The 14,746-nt window shown below is 45.5% G+C and carries 16 protein-coding genes and 3 pseudogenes; 11 read left to right on the forward strand and 8 right to left on the reverse strand.

What is annotated here, in order from left to right; all coding sequences use genetic code 11:
- Positions 1-264: 264 nt before the first annotated feature.
- Positions 265-1,029 (forward strand): annotated as a pseudogene (waaC, locus tag GKO28_RS11140) (lipopolysaccharide heptosyltransferase I); the annotation flags it as partial.
- Positions 1,030-1,075: 46 nt separating this feature from the next.
- Complete coding sequence (locus GKO28_RS22840; protein ID WP_374220764.1) at positions 1,076-1,222, forward strand: hypothetical protein; 147 nt, start codon at positions 1,076-1,078, stop codon at positions 1,220-1,222.
- 31 nt (positions 1,223-1,253) lie between these two features.
- Here the strand turns inward: GKO28_RS22840 and GKO28_RS11145 are convergent, their stop codons facing one another.
- The 7 genes and pseudogenes from GKO28_RS11145 to GKO28_RS11165 form a co-directional block, all read right to left on the reverse strand.
- Positions 1,254-2,576, reverse strand: coding sequence for a deoxyguanosinetriphosphate triphosphohydrolase (locus tag GKO28_RS11145; RefSeq protein WP_182076298.1), 1,323 nt, complete (start codon positions 2,574-2,576; stop codon positions 1,254-1,256).
- Positions 2,573-2,761: an EAL domain-containing protein gene (locus GKO28_RS22845; protein ID WP_374220765.1), complete on the reverse strand. Its 189-nt coding sequence runs from the start codon at positions 2,759-2,761 to the stop codon at positions 2,573-2,575. Before GKO28_RS22845 ends, GKO28_RS11145 begins: the two co-directional genes overlap by 4 nt.
- A gap of 23 nt (positions 2,762-2,784) precedes the next feature.
- Positions 2,785-3,030, reverse strand: a pseudogene (locus GKO28_RS22850) (EAL domain-containing protein); the annotation flags it as partial.
- Between the two features lie 10 nt (positions 3,031-3,040).
- Positions 3,041-3,832, reverse strand: a complete 792-nt coding sequence (locus GKO28_RS21500; RefSeq protein WP_182076300.1) for a GGDEF domain-containing phosphodiesterase — start codon at positions 3,830-3,832, stop codon at positions 3,041-3,043.
- Positions 3,833-3,844: 12 nt separating this feature from the next.
- Positions 3,845-4,333 (reverse strand): HD-GYP domain-containing protein, encoded by a 489-nt coding sequence (locus GKO28_RS11160; RefSeq protein WP_182076301.1) that lies wholly within the window; start codon positions 4,331-4,333, stop codon positions 3,845-3,847.
- A gap of 35 nt (positions 4,334-4,368) precedes the next feature.
- Positions 4,369-4,722 (reverse strand): annotated as a pseudogene (locus GKO28_RS22855) (HD-GYP domain-containing protein); the annotation flags it as partial.
- Between the two features lie 160 nt (positions 4,723-4,882).
- Entirely contained in the window at positions 4,883-5,206 is a 324-nt protein-coding gene (locus GKO28_RS11165) for a DUF3391 domain-containing protein (protein WP_203564108.1), read from the reverse strand.
- A gap of 221 nt (positions 5,207-5,427) precedes the next feature.
- On the opposite strand from GKO28_RS11165, the gene GKO28_RS11170 reads away from it, so the two are divergent.
- From GKO28_RS11170 to GKO28_RS11195, 7 genes are all read left to right on the forward strand, one after another.
- Positions 5,428-6,516: an ABC transporter ATP-binding protein gene (locus GKO28_RS11170; RefSeq protein WP_182076303.1), complete on the forward strand. Its 1,089-nt coding sequence runs from the start codon at positions 5,428-5,430 to the stop codon at positions 6,514-6,516.
- Positions 6,517-6,519: 3 nt separating this feature from the next.
- On the forward strand, positions 6,520-7,311 hold the full coding sequence (locus tag GKO28_RS11175) for an ABC transporter permease (RefSeq protein ID WP_247646494.1): 792 nt from the start codon (positions 6,520-6,522) through the stop codon (positions 7,309-7,311).
- A complete protein-coding gene (locus tag GKO28_RS19880) occupies positions 7,298-7,450 on the forward strand; it encodes a hypothetical protein (protein WP_247646495.1) in 153 nt (50 codons plus the stop codon). The genes GKO28_RS11175 and GKO28_RS19880 overlap by 14 nt, the downstream gene beginning before the upstream one ends.
- Before the next feature lie 38 nt (positions 7,451-7,488).
- Positions 7,489-8,217 (forward strand): ABC transporter permease, encoded by a 729-nt coding sequence (locus GKO28_RS11180; RefSeq protein WP_247646496.1) that lies wholly within the window; start codon positions 7,489-7,491, stop codon positions 8,215-8,217.
- 52 nt (positions 8,218-8,269) lie between these two features.
- The gene (locus GKO28_RS11185) at positions 8,270-9,343 is read left to right on the forward strand and encodes a spermidine/putrescine ABC transporter substrate-binding protein (RefSeq protein ID WP_307838995.1); all 1,074 of its coding nucleotides are present in this window, start codon (positions 8,270-8,272) and stop codon (positions 9,341-9,343) included.
- Between the two features lie 102 nt (positions 9,344-9,445).
- Positions 9,446-10,126 (forward strand): VanZ family protein, encoded by a 681-nt coding sequence (locus tag GKO28_RS11190; RefSeq protein ID WP_182076304.1) that lies wholly within the window; start codon positions 9,446-9,448, stop codon positions 10,124-10,126.
- A 7-nt stretch (positions 10,127-10,133) separates the two neighbouring features.
- Positions 10,134-10,319, forward strand: coding sequence for a hypothetical protein (locus tag GKO28_RS11195; RefSeq protein WP_182076305.1), 186 nt, complete (start codon positions 10,134-10,136; stop codon positions 10,317-10,319).
- Between the two features lie 288 nt (positions 10,320-10,607).
- Here GKO28_RS11195 and GKO28_RS11200 read toward each other — a convergent pair whose 3' ends face one another.
- A complete protein-coding gene (locus GKO28_RS11200) occupies positions 10,608-11,201 on the reverse strand; it encodes a 6-carboxytetrahydropterin synthase (RefSeq protein ID WP_182076306.1) in 594 nt (197 codons plus the stop codon).
- Positions 11,202-11,844: 643 nt separating this feature from the next.
- Between GKO28_RS11200 and GKO28_RS21505 the strand changes: the two genes are divergently transcribed.
- Positions 11,845-13,074 (forward strand): carbohydrate-binding protein, encoded by a 1,230-nt coding sequence (locus GKO28_RS21505; RefSeq protein WP_182076307.1) that lies wholly within the window; start codon positions 11,845-11,847, stop codon positions 13,072-13,074.
- Positions 13,064-14,719 carry a glycosyl hydrolase family 18 protein gene (locus GKO28_RS21510; RefSeq protein ID WP_182076308.1) on the forward strand — a complete coding sequence of 552 codons (1,656 nt, stop codon included), beginning with the start codon at positions 13,064-13,066 and terminating at the stop codon, positions 14,717-14,719. The genes GKO28_RS21505 and GKO28_RS21510 overlap by 11 nt, the downstream gene beginning before the upstream one ends.
- Positions 14,720-14,746: the final 27 nt, after the last annotated feature.

Below are 14,746 nucleotides of genomic sequence, written 5' to 3' on the forward strand. Positions count from 1 at the left end.
ATTTCACTGTCGGTAGAAAGGCATGGATTGTCGGCGACTTTCGTGCGATTCGTCGAGATAAAAAACACTCAGTTAAAATCTGTAAGGGAGTAGATATTACTGAGTAGATCTGGTTTAATCCATTGCGATTGATTTTAATGCGCGCTGGTCTAATGATTGGCGACGATACCTTGTTAAATAATTATGAATTTTTATTTAGCGACTTAATCGAATTTATTCAGATTCCCCATTTTTGTTTTCATCGAATTAAGCATTTAGGTAAGAATGAAAAAAATTCTGATTGCAAAACTCACCTCACTAGGTGATATTTTATTCGTCATGCCAATGATTAGTGATATTCAATATCATTTCCCTGACGCACAGATTGATTGGTTGGTGGATGCGCAATTTGCTGAGTTGCCAGCAATGCATCCGGCGATTAATCGAGTGATAGCCGTGCCTTTGCGCGGTTATAGGCGTAAATCAACTCGGCAGAATTGGCAAGGTATTCGATCGGCAATTCAGCAATTGCGCCGTGAACATTATGATGTCATTTTAGATTGTCATGGGATGATTAAATCGGCGTTATTTAGCCAAGTTGCTAAAGCCAAATTAATTATTGGGCCGCCCGATTATCGTTTAGGTGAAAACGCCGCACGCTGGGCTTATCATCGGCAAGTGGTGCCCGATGCCAATTTGCCCGCAGTCGCTTGGTATCGCAGTTATGCCGCATTAGCATTAAATTACTCAATTGAAAGTGAAATTAATTTTGGACTGCAAGCCGATGAATGCTTGCCGGCATGGATGCCAGCCAATCGTCCGTTTGTGATGTGTTTTCATGCTGCATCCAAGGCCGAAAAAACCTGGCCAGTGGCGCAATGGCTAGAGGTATTGCAGCCCCTAGAGCAGCAGGGCGTGATGGCAATTTTGCCATGGGGCACCGAGGGCGAATATGCAGTGGCGCAGCAAATAAGAGCGGGATTAACGTTGGCAATGGTGCCGCCAAAACTCACCATTGCTCAGATTGCCAGCTTGATTCGCCATGCCGATTGGTCGATTGGGTGTGGATACCGGCATGACGCATTTGGCAGAAAACATGGGCCGCGCCACGATTGCGCTGTATACGCAAACCGATTCGGCCAGCTATCACCCGGTGTGGAATACCCAAGCTTATGCTTTGGGTGGGCAAGGGGTGGTTCCAGAAGCGAAGCAAGTGTTAGATATAATGGGTATTGCTGCCTAAGCATTATATTTAAATAGCTAGGTGGCTATACCTATCGTCCCATTCCCCCAACTTGCTGCGCTAAATAGGTGGCATAGTTATCGGTCATGCCGCCGATAAAATCGAGCACTCGGCGGTAGGCTTCGATTAAGGGCCATTCTTTTTTCGGTGCGTTGTAATCCATTAAATCGAGCACTCGGCGCATACGAAAGGGCATTTCTGCACTGATATGCTGTTCGTAGGCCGCGGTGCAAAAGGCGCTGAGTAAGATTTCTAAGCAGGTAAATGAACCGACTTCAATTTCAATTTTGCGCCGTTCGTTAAAAATCCTCTCGCGCGCCAGTTGCTTGGCTTCAGCCAAGCCCAATCGCATGCTCGGTGGGCAATTGTTGAGTAAATCGCCTTGGTAGGTGCCGGCCATAATGCGCTCATAGTGCGTCATAAAGGTGGCGGCCACATCGCGGATGCTGCGATCTATCGCTTTGCCACGCAGTAGCGAGATTTTGCGCCGGGTGGAGGGGGCTGCGGCGACTTCGAGTTGCAACAGACTGGTTTCGCCGCCGCAAATTTTCATCAGTAAAGGTTCTACTGTTTCATACGGTAGCGTGCCGATTTCAATCCCGTCTTCTAAATCCAAAATGGCGTAGCAAATATCATCGGCCGCTTCCATTAAATACGACAACGGATGGCGGGCCCATTTATTGGTTTCAAGTAGCGGCAGGCCGAGTTCTTCGGCGACATTTTCTAAGATATTAAGCTCGGATTGATAGCAGCTAAATTTGCCTTTTTTGCCGGCAAATTCACTGCTCCACGGGTATTTGAGCGTGGTGCCTAGCGTGGCATAGGTGAGGCGCAAACCGCCATCAAAACGATGGTTTTCAAGCTGGGTGATGATACGAAAACCTTGCGCATTGCCTTCATACGTCATTAGATCACGGCGCTCAGCAGCGGTCAGCGTTTGCATTAAATATGCTTGTTCGGGACGGCGAAACCAGTCGCGAATGGCGTATTCGCCAGCGTGACCAAATGGCGGGTTACCGATGTCGTGCGCCAAACAAGCGGCTTGCACGATGCCGCCTAAATCAAATGGACTGATGTGCGCGGGCAGTTGGCCTTTGAGTTGTTCGCCAATCAGCACGCCTAAGCTGCGACCAACGCAAGCGACTTCGATGCTGTGGGTGAGGCGGGTATGGACATGATCGTTTTCGGTCATCGGATGCACTTGGGTTTTGCGGCCCATGCGGCGAAACGGCGAGCAAAAAACGATGCGGTCGTGATCTTTGTGGTAATTGCTGCGTCCAGCTTCAAAATCGGGAAGGCTGCCATCATCGACACCAAGGCGGTTGGCCGAGAGGAGTTGTTGCCAGTTCATCATGCGGCTTGCTCCATATGTTGGAAGTAGGCTTTAAAGTCCGCCAGTGAGACGGGGCGGCTGTAGTAAAAGCCTTGTATTGTGTCGCATTGATGCTGCTGTAAAAATGTGGCGCTGGCGGCGTCTTCAACGCCTTCGGCGACCACGCTGAGCTGCAGACGATGGGCCAGTTCGATAATACTTTGCACAATGGCGGCGCGTCTTTGTCGGAGCTGCCCATCGATTGAATAAAACTGCGATCAATTTTAAGCTCATCAATAGGGAGCCGCTTTAAATAGGACAAAGAGGAATAACCAGTGCCAAAATCGTCCAAAGACAGCAGGCAGCCCATTTGTTTGAGTTGCTCTAATTGTTTCAGGGCGGCTTCAATATCGGCAATAAGTGCCGATTCGGTTATTTCTAGTACGAGGGTATTGGCTGGAATATCCCATACTTCAAGCGCGTTAGCGATATACATCGCTAAATTTTTAATCTGCTAAATTACTTGGGCACAGATTGATACTCATTGTGCCGCGATAGCCTTCGCTGCGTAGCAAGGCAAATTGCCGCAAACCCGATTGAATGACCCAGCGGGTGAGCGTGTCCATCAGCCCCAGATGTTCGGCAACTTCAACGATTTGATCGGGCGGCACTTGCCCTAGGACCGCATCTTCCCAGCGTAATAGAATTTCAGCGCCAATGACCTGCTGATTTTGGGTATTGATTTGCGCTTGAAAGGCTAAATGAAAGCGGTTTTGCGCCAACGCTTCGCGTAATGGTGCTTCGAGCCGTGCCAGTTGTTGGCCGAGCCAATCGCGGCTTGGGTCATAAACGCCAATTTGATCTTGTGCAAAATCACGCGCCGCGATCCGCGCAGAGTTGAGTAAATCTGGCATGTTTTCGCCATGCTCTGGGTAAATGGCAATGCCAATATGCGGATGTAAATGTTGTGGTGTTTCTGGGGCTTCGCATAATAAATATTGCGCGCGATTGGCAGCCAGTAAGGCATGACTAATGCCGGCAATATTCGGAATTAATAAGCCCAGTGTTTGGTGATCAATATGAAATAATTGATCGTTTTCGCGTAATAAGCAGCGTAAAGCCTCGGCCATTTGTGCGACAACGGCGCTTTGTTTGGGGCGATGCGGCCGATGGCGAACTTCAATATGCAATATGCCGCAATAGCGGCCACTGTGCGTGTGCGAGAGGGCCGTCGTTAAGCGTTCAATATGGCGGAATTCGATCTCGTTCAGATCGTGAGCAAAGGCAGTCGCGGGCATCGGGATCAATGGTTATTCCAAAAAAAACTCACGAGGATCAATTTGATGCGCGCCGCGTGGTAACTCTCGACGAATATTGATCGGTAAACCACTCGGTAAGCTGGGGTTGGTAATGAGATCAAGCGTATGCGGTTTGGCGTAGGGGTGTTTATCTGGACCTAAAATAATCAGCAATTTGGGTTTGAGACGACGCACCCGGTTTTGGCCAATGACAATACCCACTTCGCCGGTGGAGAGTTCAACGAGGGTTCCGACATGGAAAATCCCCACGCATTGTGAAAACTGCTCAATGAGTGCAGGATGGAAATACCGTTCGCTCCATTTATACATGAGTTGTAACGCTTCATGCGCTGACTTGGCATTGGAATAACTGCGATCACTAGTGAGCGCGGTAAAACAATCCACAATGCCCGCCATACTGGCAAACATCCCGATGCGCTCGGCTTTGAGTCCCAGTGGATAACCGCTGCCATCATAGCGTTCGTGGTGGCGTGCCACCATATCAACACATCAATGGGGATGCCTTCCATTTGCGACAAAATATCCAAGCTGTGATTCACGTGCGTTTTCATCAGCATGAATTCACCCGGGGTATAGCGCCCAGTGCGGGTTAATAATTCAGCTGGCAAGCGCATTTTGCCCACATCGAGCATTAAACCGGCCATGCCTAAATTTTGTAATTCGGCGCGGGGATAGCCCAAATGACGACCAAATGCGAGTAAATACACCGCCGAATCAATTGAATGGGCGTAGGTATATTGGTCGCGATCTTTTAGTTGCGTAAGCCAAAGTAGGGCACTGGGATTACGAATAATTGAGCTGACTAAATCTGAAACCACTTCATTAATTTCTTCCACCCGAGGTTGCAAGTCTTGGCGAACCGCTTCCATCAAACTCAGTACCAAACGCTGCGCGGTTTGATGTGAATTGCTGGCGGTTTTTATTTCTTGCTCAACTGCCGCGGTATCGTCATAAATGACAATGTCTGTACTAAGTGCTGATGGGGTATTGCCACTAGTTGCCGATTGCTGACGCCAATTAGAAAAAAGCTTACGCAGTTTCTCGCAATATATTCAGTCGATCATGGCGTTGCTCTACGGCGGCTTTGTCAAAAGCAGGCGGATTATGTGGCAGATATCGACTAGACTCGATTTGATCTGTCGGTGTGAGTAAAGCCGTCCATTGCGCGATTCCACCGATGGAGCGATTCAGATCGAGGGTGATATGTTCACAGTGAGAATGCAGTAATTCGATTTGCTGGCAGCTTTCAATTAAAAAGCCTTGCATTAAAAACGGAGTGTCAAGCCAAGGGCGATCGAGTTCGCTAACGAACTGGCCTAATTGTAGTTTGACAACAGGAATGCGAATTTCCACTTGCGAACCCATGCCGACAGAGATGAACTGAGCAATTATATGCGTTCTGCGTACAATTCTTGCTTGATTCCGGAGAAAACCGTGTTTTTGCTGAAATGGTGCTGCCACAATGCGACATTTGGGGAGTGTTGGGCTTTATTTCATCGATATCGGTGCAGTATTGGTCGCCCCTCTGCGCGTTATCTTGTTAAAATATAGGGCTAATTGTATAGAGGATAATCATGGCATTGCTGGAAATCCGTGATGTAGTAAAACAATTTGGTGATTTTACTGCAGTAAACCACGTGAGTTTGTCCGTTGAAGCGGGCGAGTTTTTTACACTGCTCGGCCCATCTGGCTGTGGAAAGACAACGCTATTACGGATGTTGGCGGGTTTTGAACAACCTGATTCCGGTGAAATTATTTTGGATGGCGTGAATGTGGCAGGTGTTCCGCCCGAGAAACGCCCGGTACATACCGTATTCCAAAATTACGCTTTATTTCCACATATGACCGTGGCGCAAAATATTGCTTTTCCACTCAAAATGGCCAATGTGCCCAGTGAAGAGTTAAAACAGCGCGTCGCGGAAGTCTTAGAAGATGTGCAATTAACGCCGTTTGCCCAGCGCTTTCCGCATGAAATGTCGGGTGGCCAACGCCAACGCGTTGCTATTGCGCGCGCCTTGGTAAATCGTCCGCGCTTATTATTACTCGATGAGCCATTGTCTGCGCTGGATGCTAAATTACGCGAAGAAATGCAAATTGAATTAATTAATTTGCAAAAAGAAGTCGGCATTACCTTTGTGTATGTTACCCATGATCAAGGTGAAGCATTGGCCTTATCGCACCGAATTGCGGTGATGAATAAAGGGCAGGTTGCACAGCTTGATGTGCCTGAAGTGATTTATAGTCATCCAAAAAGTCGCTTTGTGGCTGATTTTATTGGGCAATGTAATTTGCTTGATGGCACGATTGTTGCCATTGGCCATGATCGAATGCAAGTTGAAATTGCCGGTGTTGGCATTGCCGAAACTTTATTACTTCCCGACGTTAAAGTTGGCCAAAAAGGCACGCTCACGCTTCGCCCTGAAAAAATCAAACTCGCCGCAAACTTGCCATTGGATGTGGCCGATGAAGTTCATTTCAAAGGCAAAGTACACGATTGCTTATATTTGGGTGATGTGACGATTTATGTCATTGAACTAGAAAATGGCGTGTTGGTCGAAACCATGTTGCCGAATTCTGCGCCAGGACGGGCAAAATTCTTTGATGATAATGACTTGGTCGAATTGGCATGGCGTTATGACGCTGGCCATTTTATTTTGAGTTAAACCATGGCAAAAAATAAATCATTAGGCCGTTGGTTAATTTCTGGCCCACCGTTATTGTATCTATTGATATTTTTTGCGATTCCAACATTGATTATGGCTTTGGCCGCTTTCCGTTTTCCGGGGGATTACGGTGGTTTATTGCCTTTAATTGATATCAATCCAGATACTGGGAAAAATGAGCTGCTAATCCATGCTGGGAATTGGCAGGAATATCTTACGTTTGAAAATTTTTCACGTTTTTTTGAAGATTCAATCTACGTTGAATTATTTATTAAATCATTCTGGTATGCAGGCATAACTACGTTGGTTTGTTTGCTTATGGCGTACCCGCTAGCATGGTTAATTGCGCGTAGCCCTAAAAAATACCGTGATTTATTAATTTTGCTAGTTATTTTGCCATTTTGGAGTAATTTTCTAATTCGAGTTTATGCTTGGATGATTATTCTTGGTCCGCAAGGTTATTTTGCGATGACGATTAATCAAGGATTGGCGTGGCTAGGTATTGCGCCAATTCAGCTGATGTATAGTCATTTTGCGGTTATCGTGGTGCTGGTTTATGTGCACTTACCATTTATGGTCTTGCCTTTATATGCCAACCTTGAAAAGCACGATGTCGCTTTACTTGATGCAGCCCAAGACTTAGGGGCATCTGGCTGGCAGCGTTTCTCTGGAAATAACTTGGCCGCTATCCCTGCCTGGGGTATGGGCAGGTTCAGCCTTGGTATTTATTCCTGCGCTTGGCATGTTTGCAGTACCCGATTTACTTGGCGGTACCGATGGCATGATGATTGGTAATTTAATTAAACAACAATTTTTAGATAGTCGTGATTGGCCTTTCGGCTCAGTACTTTCCATTATGCTAACTTTAGCGGTACTGATGATGGCAGGTCTAGGAATGTTGATTGGTCGGGGGAAGCAGCGTAATGCACTCTAAACAATCTAAATGGCTTTGGGCTGCGGCAATTTTTGTATATGGCTTTTTTATATGTGCCGTTGATTATTGTTGTTGCCTATTCATTTAATGATTCAAAACTCAATGCAGAGTGGGTAGGTTTTACATTTAAATGGTATGGCTTATTAATTCACAATGAGCAAATGCTCGTGGCGGCGCGTAATTCCTTGATTATTGCCGTAGTAACCAGCTGCTGTGCGACGGTATTGGGTACTTTAGCTGGTTTAGCAATGCATAAATACAAGCTGCGCGTGTTGCCGATTTTAGTTTTGACCCCGATTGCGATCCCTGAAATTTTGATGGGTGTTGCTTTATTGATCTTTTTTGTGATGCTCAATATGACATTGGGGATGGTCTCGGTTACTTTGGCGCATATTGCGTTTTGCATTGGTTTTGTTGCCATTGTTGTTCGTTCGCGTTTACAAGGCATGGATGAGGCTTTGGTTGAGGCTGCACGTGATTTAGGTGCTAGCCCAATTCAAGCATTTAGACTGGTGACAATGCCGTTAATTATGCCCGGTATTATTGCTGGTGCGCTCATGGCATTTACTTTATCGATCGATGATTTTGTGATTACATTCTTTACTGCGGGGGCTGGCGCTTCCACTTTGCCATTGCAAATTTATTCGATGATTCGGATTGCAGTGACGCCAGAAGTGAATGCCATTTCTACTTTATTGATGCTACTGACACTGACTTTGATTTTGATTGCCAGTAAAGTCGCACCAAGTGCATTGCGGGCTAAATAATTAGATTTAAACGTCATATTAATGATTGACTTATATTTAAATACCACTGAATTTGGAGTTTTCACCAATGAAAAAACTTTTTCTGGCATTCATGTTGGCTGCAGGTGTCGCACAAGCTGAAGATGTATTGCATATTTATAACTGGAATAACTACCTTGCACCAGAAACGGTGAAACGTTTTGAGGCCAGCTGTAAATGTCGCGTGGTTCAAGATTATTATGGCGCAATGGAAGAAATGTTGGCGAAGTTATCCGCTGGCGCAAAAGGTTACGATATTGTGGTGCCAACCGGATTTGCTATTCCACCCTTGTCGAAACAAAATTTATTGCAGGGCTTAGATTTGGCTAAATTGCCAAATGCAAAAAATATTAATCCTGCATTTATGAATAGTAAATTTGATCCAGGTAATAAATATTCATTACCTTATTCATTTACAACCACTCTCTTGGGTTATAACCAGAATAAACTCAAAGAATTGGGCATCAGTGCTGATTCATGGTCATTGATTTTTGATCCAGTTATCTTGGCTAAAATCAAAGGTAAAGTAACGGTATTGGATGATAGTCGTGAGGTTTTTGCTGCGGCGTTAATGTATAACGGTTTCTCTGCGAATTCAACGAACCCAGATGAATTAAAAAAAGCGCAAGAAACCATTATTAAAGCCAAACCATATTGGGCGGCATTCAATGGCCAAAGTTATATCAAGGAGCTGACTGTAGGCAATATCTGGGTGGCTCATGGCTATTCTAGCGATATGTTTCAAGCGGTCGCAGATGCAAAAGCTGCCAAACGGTCATTTACTGTGAATTATGGCTTACAAAAAGAAGGTAATACCATGTCGGTCGATAGCATGGTGGTCCTTAAAAATGCGCCACGCCCTGATTTAGCATATAAGTTTATGAACTTTATTCTAGAAGGTAAGAATGCCGCAGACTTAACCAATTTGATTGGTGTAGGCAATCCTAATTTGGCTGCGGTGCCTTTTGTGAAGGCTGACATCAAGTCAATTCCATCAGTATTCCCTGATGCACAAGCGATGAAGAAATTGCAGCAACTTAATGCCTTAGAAGGAAAACAACTGCGAGAACTCAATAAATTGTGGACCAAAGTGAAAACTTCTAAATAAGTGCCATCAATATACCGGCTGGCTCGAGTTAGCCGGTATATTGACTCTCTATGCCATCTATTTTTTCTATTCGTTACTTAGCAAAAAAAAACCAAACCCACGATGGTTTCGCCATTTTTGTTTGCTGTTTCATTGCTCCTCATTTTGATTGTCAGTTTGTATCCATTTAGTGGTTGGCGTTTTACTGGTGAGCCGATTACTGCGTTTTATTCCTATCCATTACCCTACTATTTTACCGTCTTTGATAACGCGATTAATATCTTGGCTTATATTCCATTGGGATTAAGTGCGGTACTTTTTTTGCGTCGATATCGTTTGGCTTTTTTGTATGCAACGTGTATTTGTCTTTTGGTCTCAATGAATATTGAATTTGTGCAGCAGTTTTTGCCAAGTCGTGTTGCCTCAAATATGGATATGATCAGCAATGTATTGGGTGGAGCGATCGGTGCGATAGCAGGTGTTGTATTAAGTCATCGCTATTTTTTGCAGTATTGGCTGCATTTTCGCCATGATTATTTGGCTCCCAGTGCCGTTGTTGAGTGGGGATTTATTTGGTTAGCATTGTGGTTTGTTACTCAATTTGATCCGAGTTTGCCATTTTTGGGCGTTGTGGTGATGCCGCAAGGTTTACCGCAACCTTTTGTTTCGCCAATTCAAAGTCCTGCTTTATTTCTAAGGTTATTAGAGGGCGGCGGCATGATGCTGCATGCATCTATTGGCTGTGGCTTTATTTGTTTCGTTATTGGTTCGATATCATCGCTATGCTCCGCGAGCAATTGCTAGCGTATTAATGTGCGCTTTATTGGTTAAAATGGGTTTTGCTGGGATGTTATTGCAGCCTGAGCAATTCTTTGCCTGGATTAATTTGAATATTGCTTTGGGTGGTCTCGCGGGGGGGGTATTATTGGCTTTTTTTCTGCGCTTAAATCGTCGTTTACGCGCATGGGCTGGTTTTTTTTTCTTTATGCCTAATTAATATTATTACTTATTTATGGCCGTTATCGCCAAATAGCAGCAATAATTTAGATGGTTATAAGTGGAGCTATGGTCACTTGCAGCATTTTAATGGCATGTCGAGTGCAATCGGCGATATTTGGCCGATAGGCGCAATGCTATTTCTATTTTATTTTATGCTGTTTTTTCCTGAAGATAATGAGTGAGAAAGAATGTTAATTTAATGTATTTCTCATTCTAATCGGGCATAAAAGTAATTAACCGCACATCTTTTACTTTTATGCCTGATGATGCGCCCTTGCCTGTGTGCTCATTTAATCTGTTGCGGTATTACAGGATTCTGAAATTGAGCGCCTGCCAATAGTTTTTCATACATCTGCGGATCGTGCCATTCTCTCTGGCATTGTGCAGAAAAAATCACCTCACTGAGCTTAATTTCACCCATCCGTGGATTGTAGGCGTCATGTCGAAAGGCTTGTGCGTAACCGGTTTCAGTTTCGTGCGCAATGATTGAGTGTAGTCGCACGTCACTTTCGCCGTTGGCCATCATGGTTTGCTGCAAAAGTTGATCGATGATGACAAAAAATACGCGGGCAAATTGTTCAGCAGATGGTGATACCGGCAGAGAAATCCAGCGTGCCGAAAAGGTTTGGCAAAGCCGAATATATTCCGCCTCATCTTTGTCCCAAAAACAAATGGCATGATCAAATGCATCAATGACATCACGGATCGTGCCTTTCATTAGACCAAAGTCATAAATCATTTGCCCATTATCCAAAGCATCTGCTTCTAGCAATACCTCCACTTTATAGCTGTGACCATGAATCGAAGTACGGCATCGCTCAGATGAGCAGTTGCGAACAATGTGTGCATTTTCAAATTTGAATAATTTCCGAATCAACATAATCAGTGACCAATGAGTGAGCTTTATTTTATATCTAGATGATATCGCATTTGAGCAATACTCGATCTAGCTTTTGATAATGATACTCAACTTGATACCTATTTGGTTCAATATGTAAGCATCTACAAAGACAGCTTTTAATGGGTTTTTTGCAAGTATTTTGAAAGCAATTAAATTGTAGCGATTGTGAAGGTTTTTTGAATCTATAAAATCTGTCTGCAATATGCCGCAGGTGTAATGAAGTATTTTGTGATTTTTATCGCCAAATTTGCTTGTATGAGTTACATCAGTTATTTCTTATTTTGCGTTGAGAACATGCGGCTATTGATTTAAGTTGTTATTTATCAACGGCTTGATTTTGGCTTGTTGTGCTGCGGTATTTTTTTTTCGTCCTTGTTATGTAGTTTTATTGATGGTGAATGGCTTGGGTTGTTACCAATGCGGTTTTGCCATTGTTTGTCATATTGACAATAGAATTCGCTTCAGTATTAATCAGTAATGCCAAAGTTGACCCAATCATTGCAGGCTCACTTAGCAAGGGTAAATATCATGATTCTTACAAATTGATAACAGCCCCGTGTGATTGATAGGACCATTTTTTCTATCGCATGAATGCCAATTAATAATATAGGAGGAGACATCAATGTCCCATATCAATCGTATTGCTCTTGCCGCATTACCTGCCGCGATTGCAATGATTTCAGTGAATGCAATGGCTGCATCTGCATGGAATAGCGCTAGTGTTTATGTTGCTGGCGATGTTGTTAGCTATGCAAATAAAGATTACAAAGCCAAATGGTGGACTCAGGGTAATGTGCCTGGTGCCGATCAATGGGGTCCTTGGGAGCTACAAGCGACAGGTCCAACTGTTGCGCCAACCAGCACACCGAGTACCGCGCCTACCGCTACGCCAAGTACGGCACCTACAGCATCACCTACAGCAGTGCCATCGGCTGCACCGGGTAGTTGCACTTATGCCGCATGGAATAGTGCAACTGCTTATAATGGCGGCGCATTGGTTAGTTCAAAAGGCCGTAACTATAAAGCGCAGTGGTGGACGCAAGGTAATGAGCCTTCGGTGAATGTGGGTTCTGGTAAACCTTGGTTAGATTTAGGTCCATGTGCTGGCTCGACCGCGACGCCAACAGCGACGCCAACCGCGACCCCGACCGCGACGCCGACAGCGACGCCAACAGCGACACCAACAGCGACACCAACAGCGACACCAACAGCGACACCAACAGCGACGCCGACAGCGACGCCAACCGCGACGCCGACCGCGACGCCAACCGCGACGCCGACCGCGACGCCAACCGCGACGCCGACCGCGACGCCAACCGCGACCCCGACAGCAGCAACACCATCGGCAACGCCAATTCCTCCTGGTTCGCAAGATCAATGTCGTCCAGCTGGTTTGGTTTCTGAAGTTGCGAACGTGCCATATTGCGATGTTTACGGTGCTGACGGGCGTGAAAAACTCGCTAACAATATGAAGCGCCGTAGCATCGGCTACTTCACGAACTGGCGTACCGGTAAAAACGGTCAACCTTCATACCTTGGTGCAGACGTGCCTTGGAATGACATCACGCACGTGAACTACGCATTTGCACACGTGAACGATCAATGGAAAGTATCGATTGGTGATGTAAACAATCCAAATAACTCTTCAGTGGGCATGGAATGGCCAGAGAAAGGCGCGAAATACGCGCTCAATCCAAATCTGCCATACAAAGGTCACTTCAATATGTTGAAGACCAACAACAAAAACGGCGTGAAATTGCTGCTTTCTGTTGGAGGTTGGGCTGAGACTGGCGGCTTCTTTAATGATGCTGATGGTCGTACCGTAAGGTGGTTTCTATGCCTTGACGACTGATCCAGCGACTGGTGCCGTTCGCCAAGATCGTATCGATACATTTGCGAAGTCTGCAGCTGCATTCGTTAAACAATACGGCTTTGACGGTATCGATATCGATTACGAATATCCAACGTCAATGTCTGACGCGGGTAATCCAGAAGACTGGAAGATCGGCAATGCCAAACGGGGTGATTTGTGGAAAGGCTACATGGCTTTGACCAAAACATTGCGCGCTGAGTTGGACAAACAAGCCGTAGCAGATAAGAAATACTATATGTTGACGATTGCATCACCATCGTCAGGTTACTTGCTACGTGGTATGGAAGACTTTGAAGCGGTTAAATACCTCGATTTTGTTAATATGATGACCTACGATTTGCACGGCGCATGGAACCACTTTGTGGGTCACAATGCCGCTTTGTATGACACAGGTAAAGATAATGAAATCGCCGATGCCAAAATCTATCAAGGCGGTGATGCGCATTACTACAATTCGCAAGGTTACTTGAACATTGACTGGTCATATAAATACTTCCGTACGGCACTTGCCGGTGGTCGTATCAATATCGGTCTACCGTATTACACTCGTGGTTCACAAAACGTAACCGGTGGCACCAATGGTCTGTGGGGTATTTCTGCTCTAGCTGATCAGAAGAAATGTTACCTCGGCACAGGTGGCAACTTAGGCCCAGATGCATTGAGCCCGAAAGCGGGTGCTCCATGCGGCTTTGGCGCACAAGGGATTGATAACTTGTGGTTCGACCGTGATGCGGCTGGTAATGAAATGTTTGCTGGTGTGAATCCATTGTGGCACGTGAATAACTTACGTGATGGCTTGCCAGTGCCATATGTTGCTCAATATGGCCATGACACTACTAAACCAGCTAACCAAGTAACGGGTAACTACATCGAGTACTACGATGATGTGGCGAAATCGTCTTGGTTGTGGAATCCGCTGAAGAAAGTGTTCTTGTCGACTGAAAATGAGAAATCATTTGCAGCCAAAGTACAGTACGCAATCGATCAAGGCGCTGGCGGTATCATGTTCTGGGAAATGGCCGGTGACTACAGCACGCCGGCGCAAAATGGTACTGCTTCATACGGTATGGGTAGCCACCTAACAGCATTGGCGGCGACGAAATTACGCGCAGCAGCACCGTATGGTGTGAAAGCGGGTGATGAAAAATTCGTTCAGCCAGCAGAAGTGTTGGACGTGACGATTGACTTGGTTGGTTTCAAACCTAAAGGCGATGATAACTATCCACTTGCCATTGGTGTGAAACTGAAAAACAACTCAAATGTTGACCTGACTGGCGCGAAAGTGTCGTTCAACGTCGCGCCATCTACGCCATTGGTACCATCTGAAGTTCAATACCTGAAACCAAGCGATCCACCAGCTGGTAACGGTGTAGAAAACCTCGTGGATATCTACAGCGGTGGTACTTGGACTGCTGTGCCAGCATCAAGCACTGTAGGCAACGTTGGCGGCTTGCCAAATGGCTTCCACCGTCTGTCGTACGAGTTGAAATCATCTGGTTGGGGCGTGTCTGACTTTAGCGCAGGCAAAACCATCACCATCGGCATGCGCGTGTTTATGCCTTTGACGATACCAACAGGTGTTACGCTCACTCTGCCAAATGGTAAAGTGTATGGCATTAAGTAATAAGTAGATGTGGCGCACTCAGTGGTT

The organism is Deefgea sp. CFH1-16, assembly GCF_016881365.1.
GTDB lineage: Bacteria > Pseudomonadota > Gammaproteobacteria > Burkholderiales > Chitinibacteraceae > Deefgea.

Excerpts from the sequence above, each read along its gene's own strand:
- GKO28_RS22840 (WP_374220764.1), top strand. The coding sequence starts at position 1,076 with ATGGGCCGCGCCACGATTGCGCTGTATACGCAAACCGATTCGGCCAGC.
- GKO28_RS11145 (WP_182076298.1), bottom strand. The coding sequence starts at position 2,576 with ATGATGAACTGGCAACAACTCCTCTCGGCCAACCGCCTTGGTGTCGAT.
- GKO28_RS21500 (WP_182076300.1), bottom strand. The coding sequence starts at position 3,832 with ATGCCCGCGACTGCCTTTGCTCACGATCTGAACGAGATCGAATTCCGC.
- GKO28_RS11160 (WP_182076301.1), bottom strand. The coding sequence starts at position 4,333 with ATGGTGGCACGCCACCACGAACGCTATGATGGCAGCGGTTATCCACTG.
- GKO28_RS11170 (WP_182076303.1), top strand. The coding sequence starts at position 5,428 with ATGGCATTGCTGGAAATCCGTGATGTAGTAAAACAATTTGGTGATTTT.
- GKO28_RS11175 (WP_247646494.1), top strand. The coding sequence starts at position 6,520 with ATGGCAAAAAATAAATCATTAGGCCGTTGGTTAATTTCTGGCCCACCG.
- GKO28_RS19880 (WP_247646495.1), top strand. The coding sequence starts at position 7,298 with ATGATGATTGGTAATTTAATTAAACAACAATTTTTAGATAGTCGTGAT.
- GKO28_RS11180 (WP_247646496.1), top strand. The coding sequence starts at position 7,489 with ATGGCTTTTTTATATGTGCCGTTGATTATTGTTGTTGCCTATTCATTT.
- GKO28_RS11190 (WP_182076304.1), top strand. The coding sequence starts at position 9,446 with ATGGTTTCGCCATTTTTGTTTGCTGTTTCATTGCTCCTCATTTTGATT.
- GKO28_RS11195 (WP_182076305.1), top strand. The coding sequence starts at position 10,134 with ATGTGCGCTTTATTGGTTAAAATGGGTTTTGCTGGGATGTTATTGCAG.
- GKO28_RS11200 (WP_182076306.1), bottom strand. The coding sequence starts at position 11,201 with ATGTTGATTCGGAAATTATTCAAATTTGAAAATGCACACATTGTTCGC.
- GKO28_RS21505 (WP_182076307.1), top strand. The coding sequence starts at position 11,845 with ATGTCCCATATCAATCGTATTGCTCTTGCCGCATTACCTGCCGCGATT.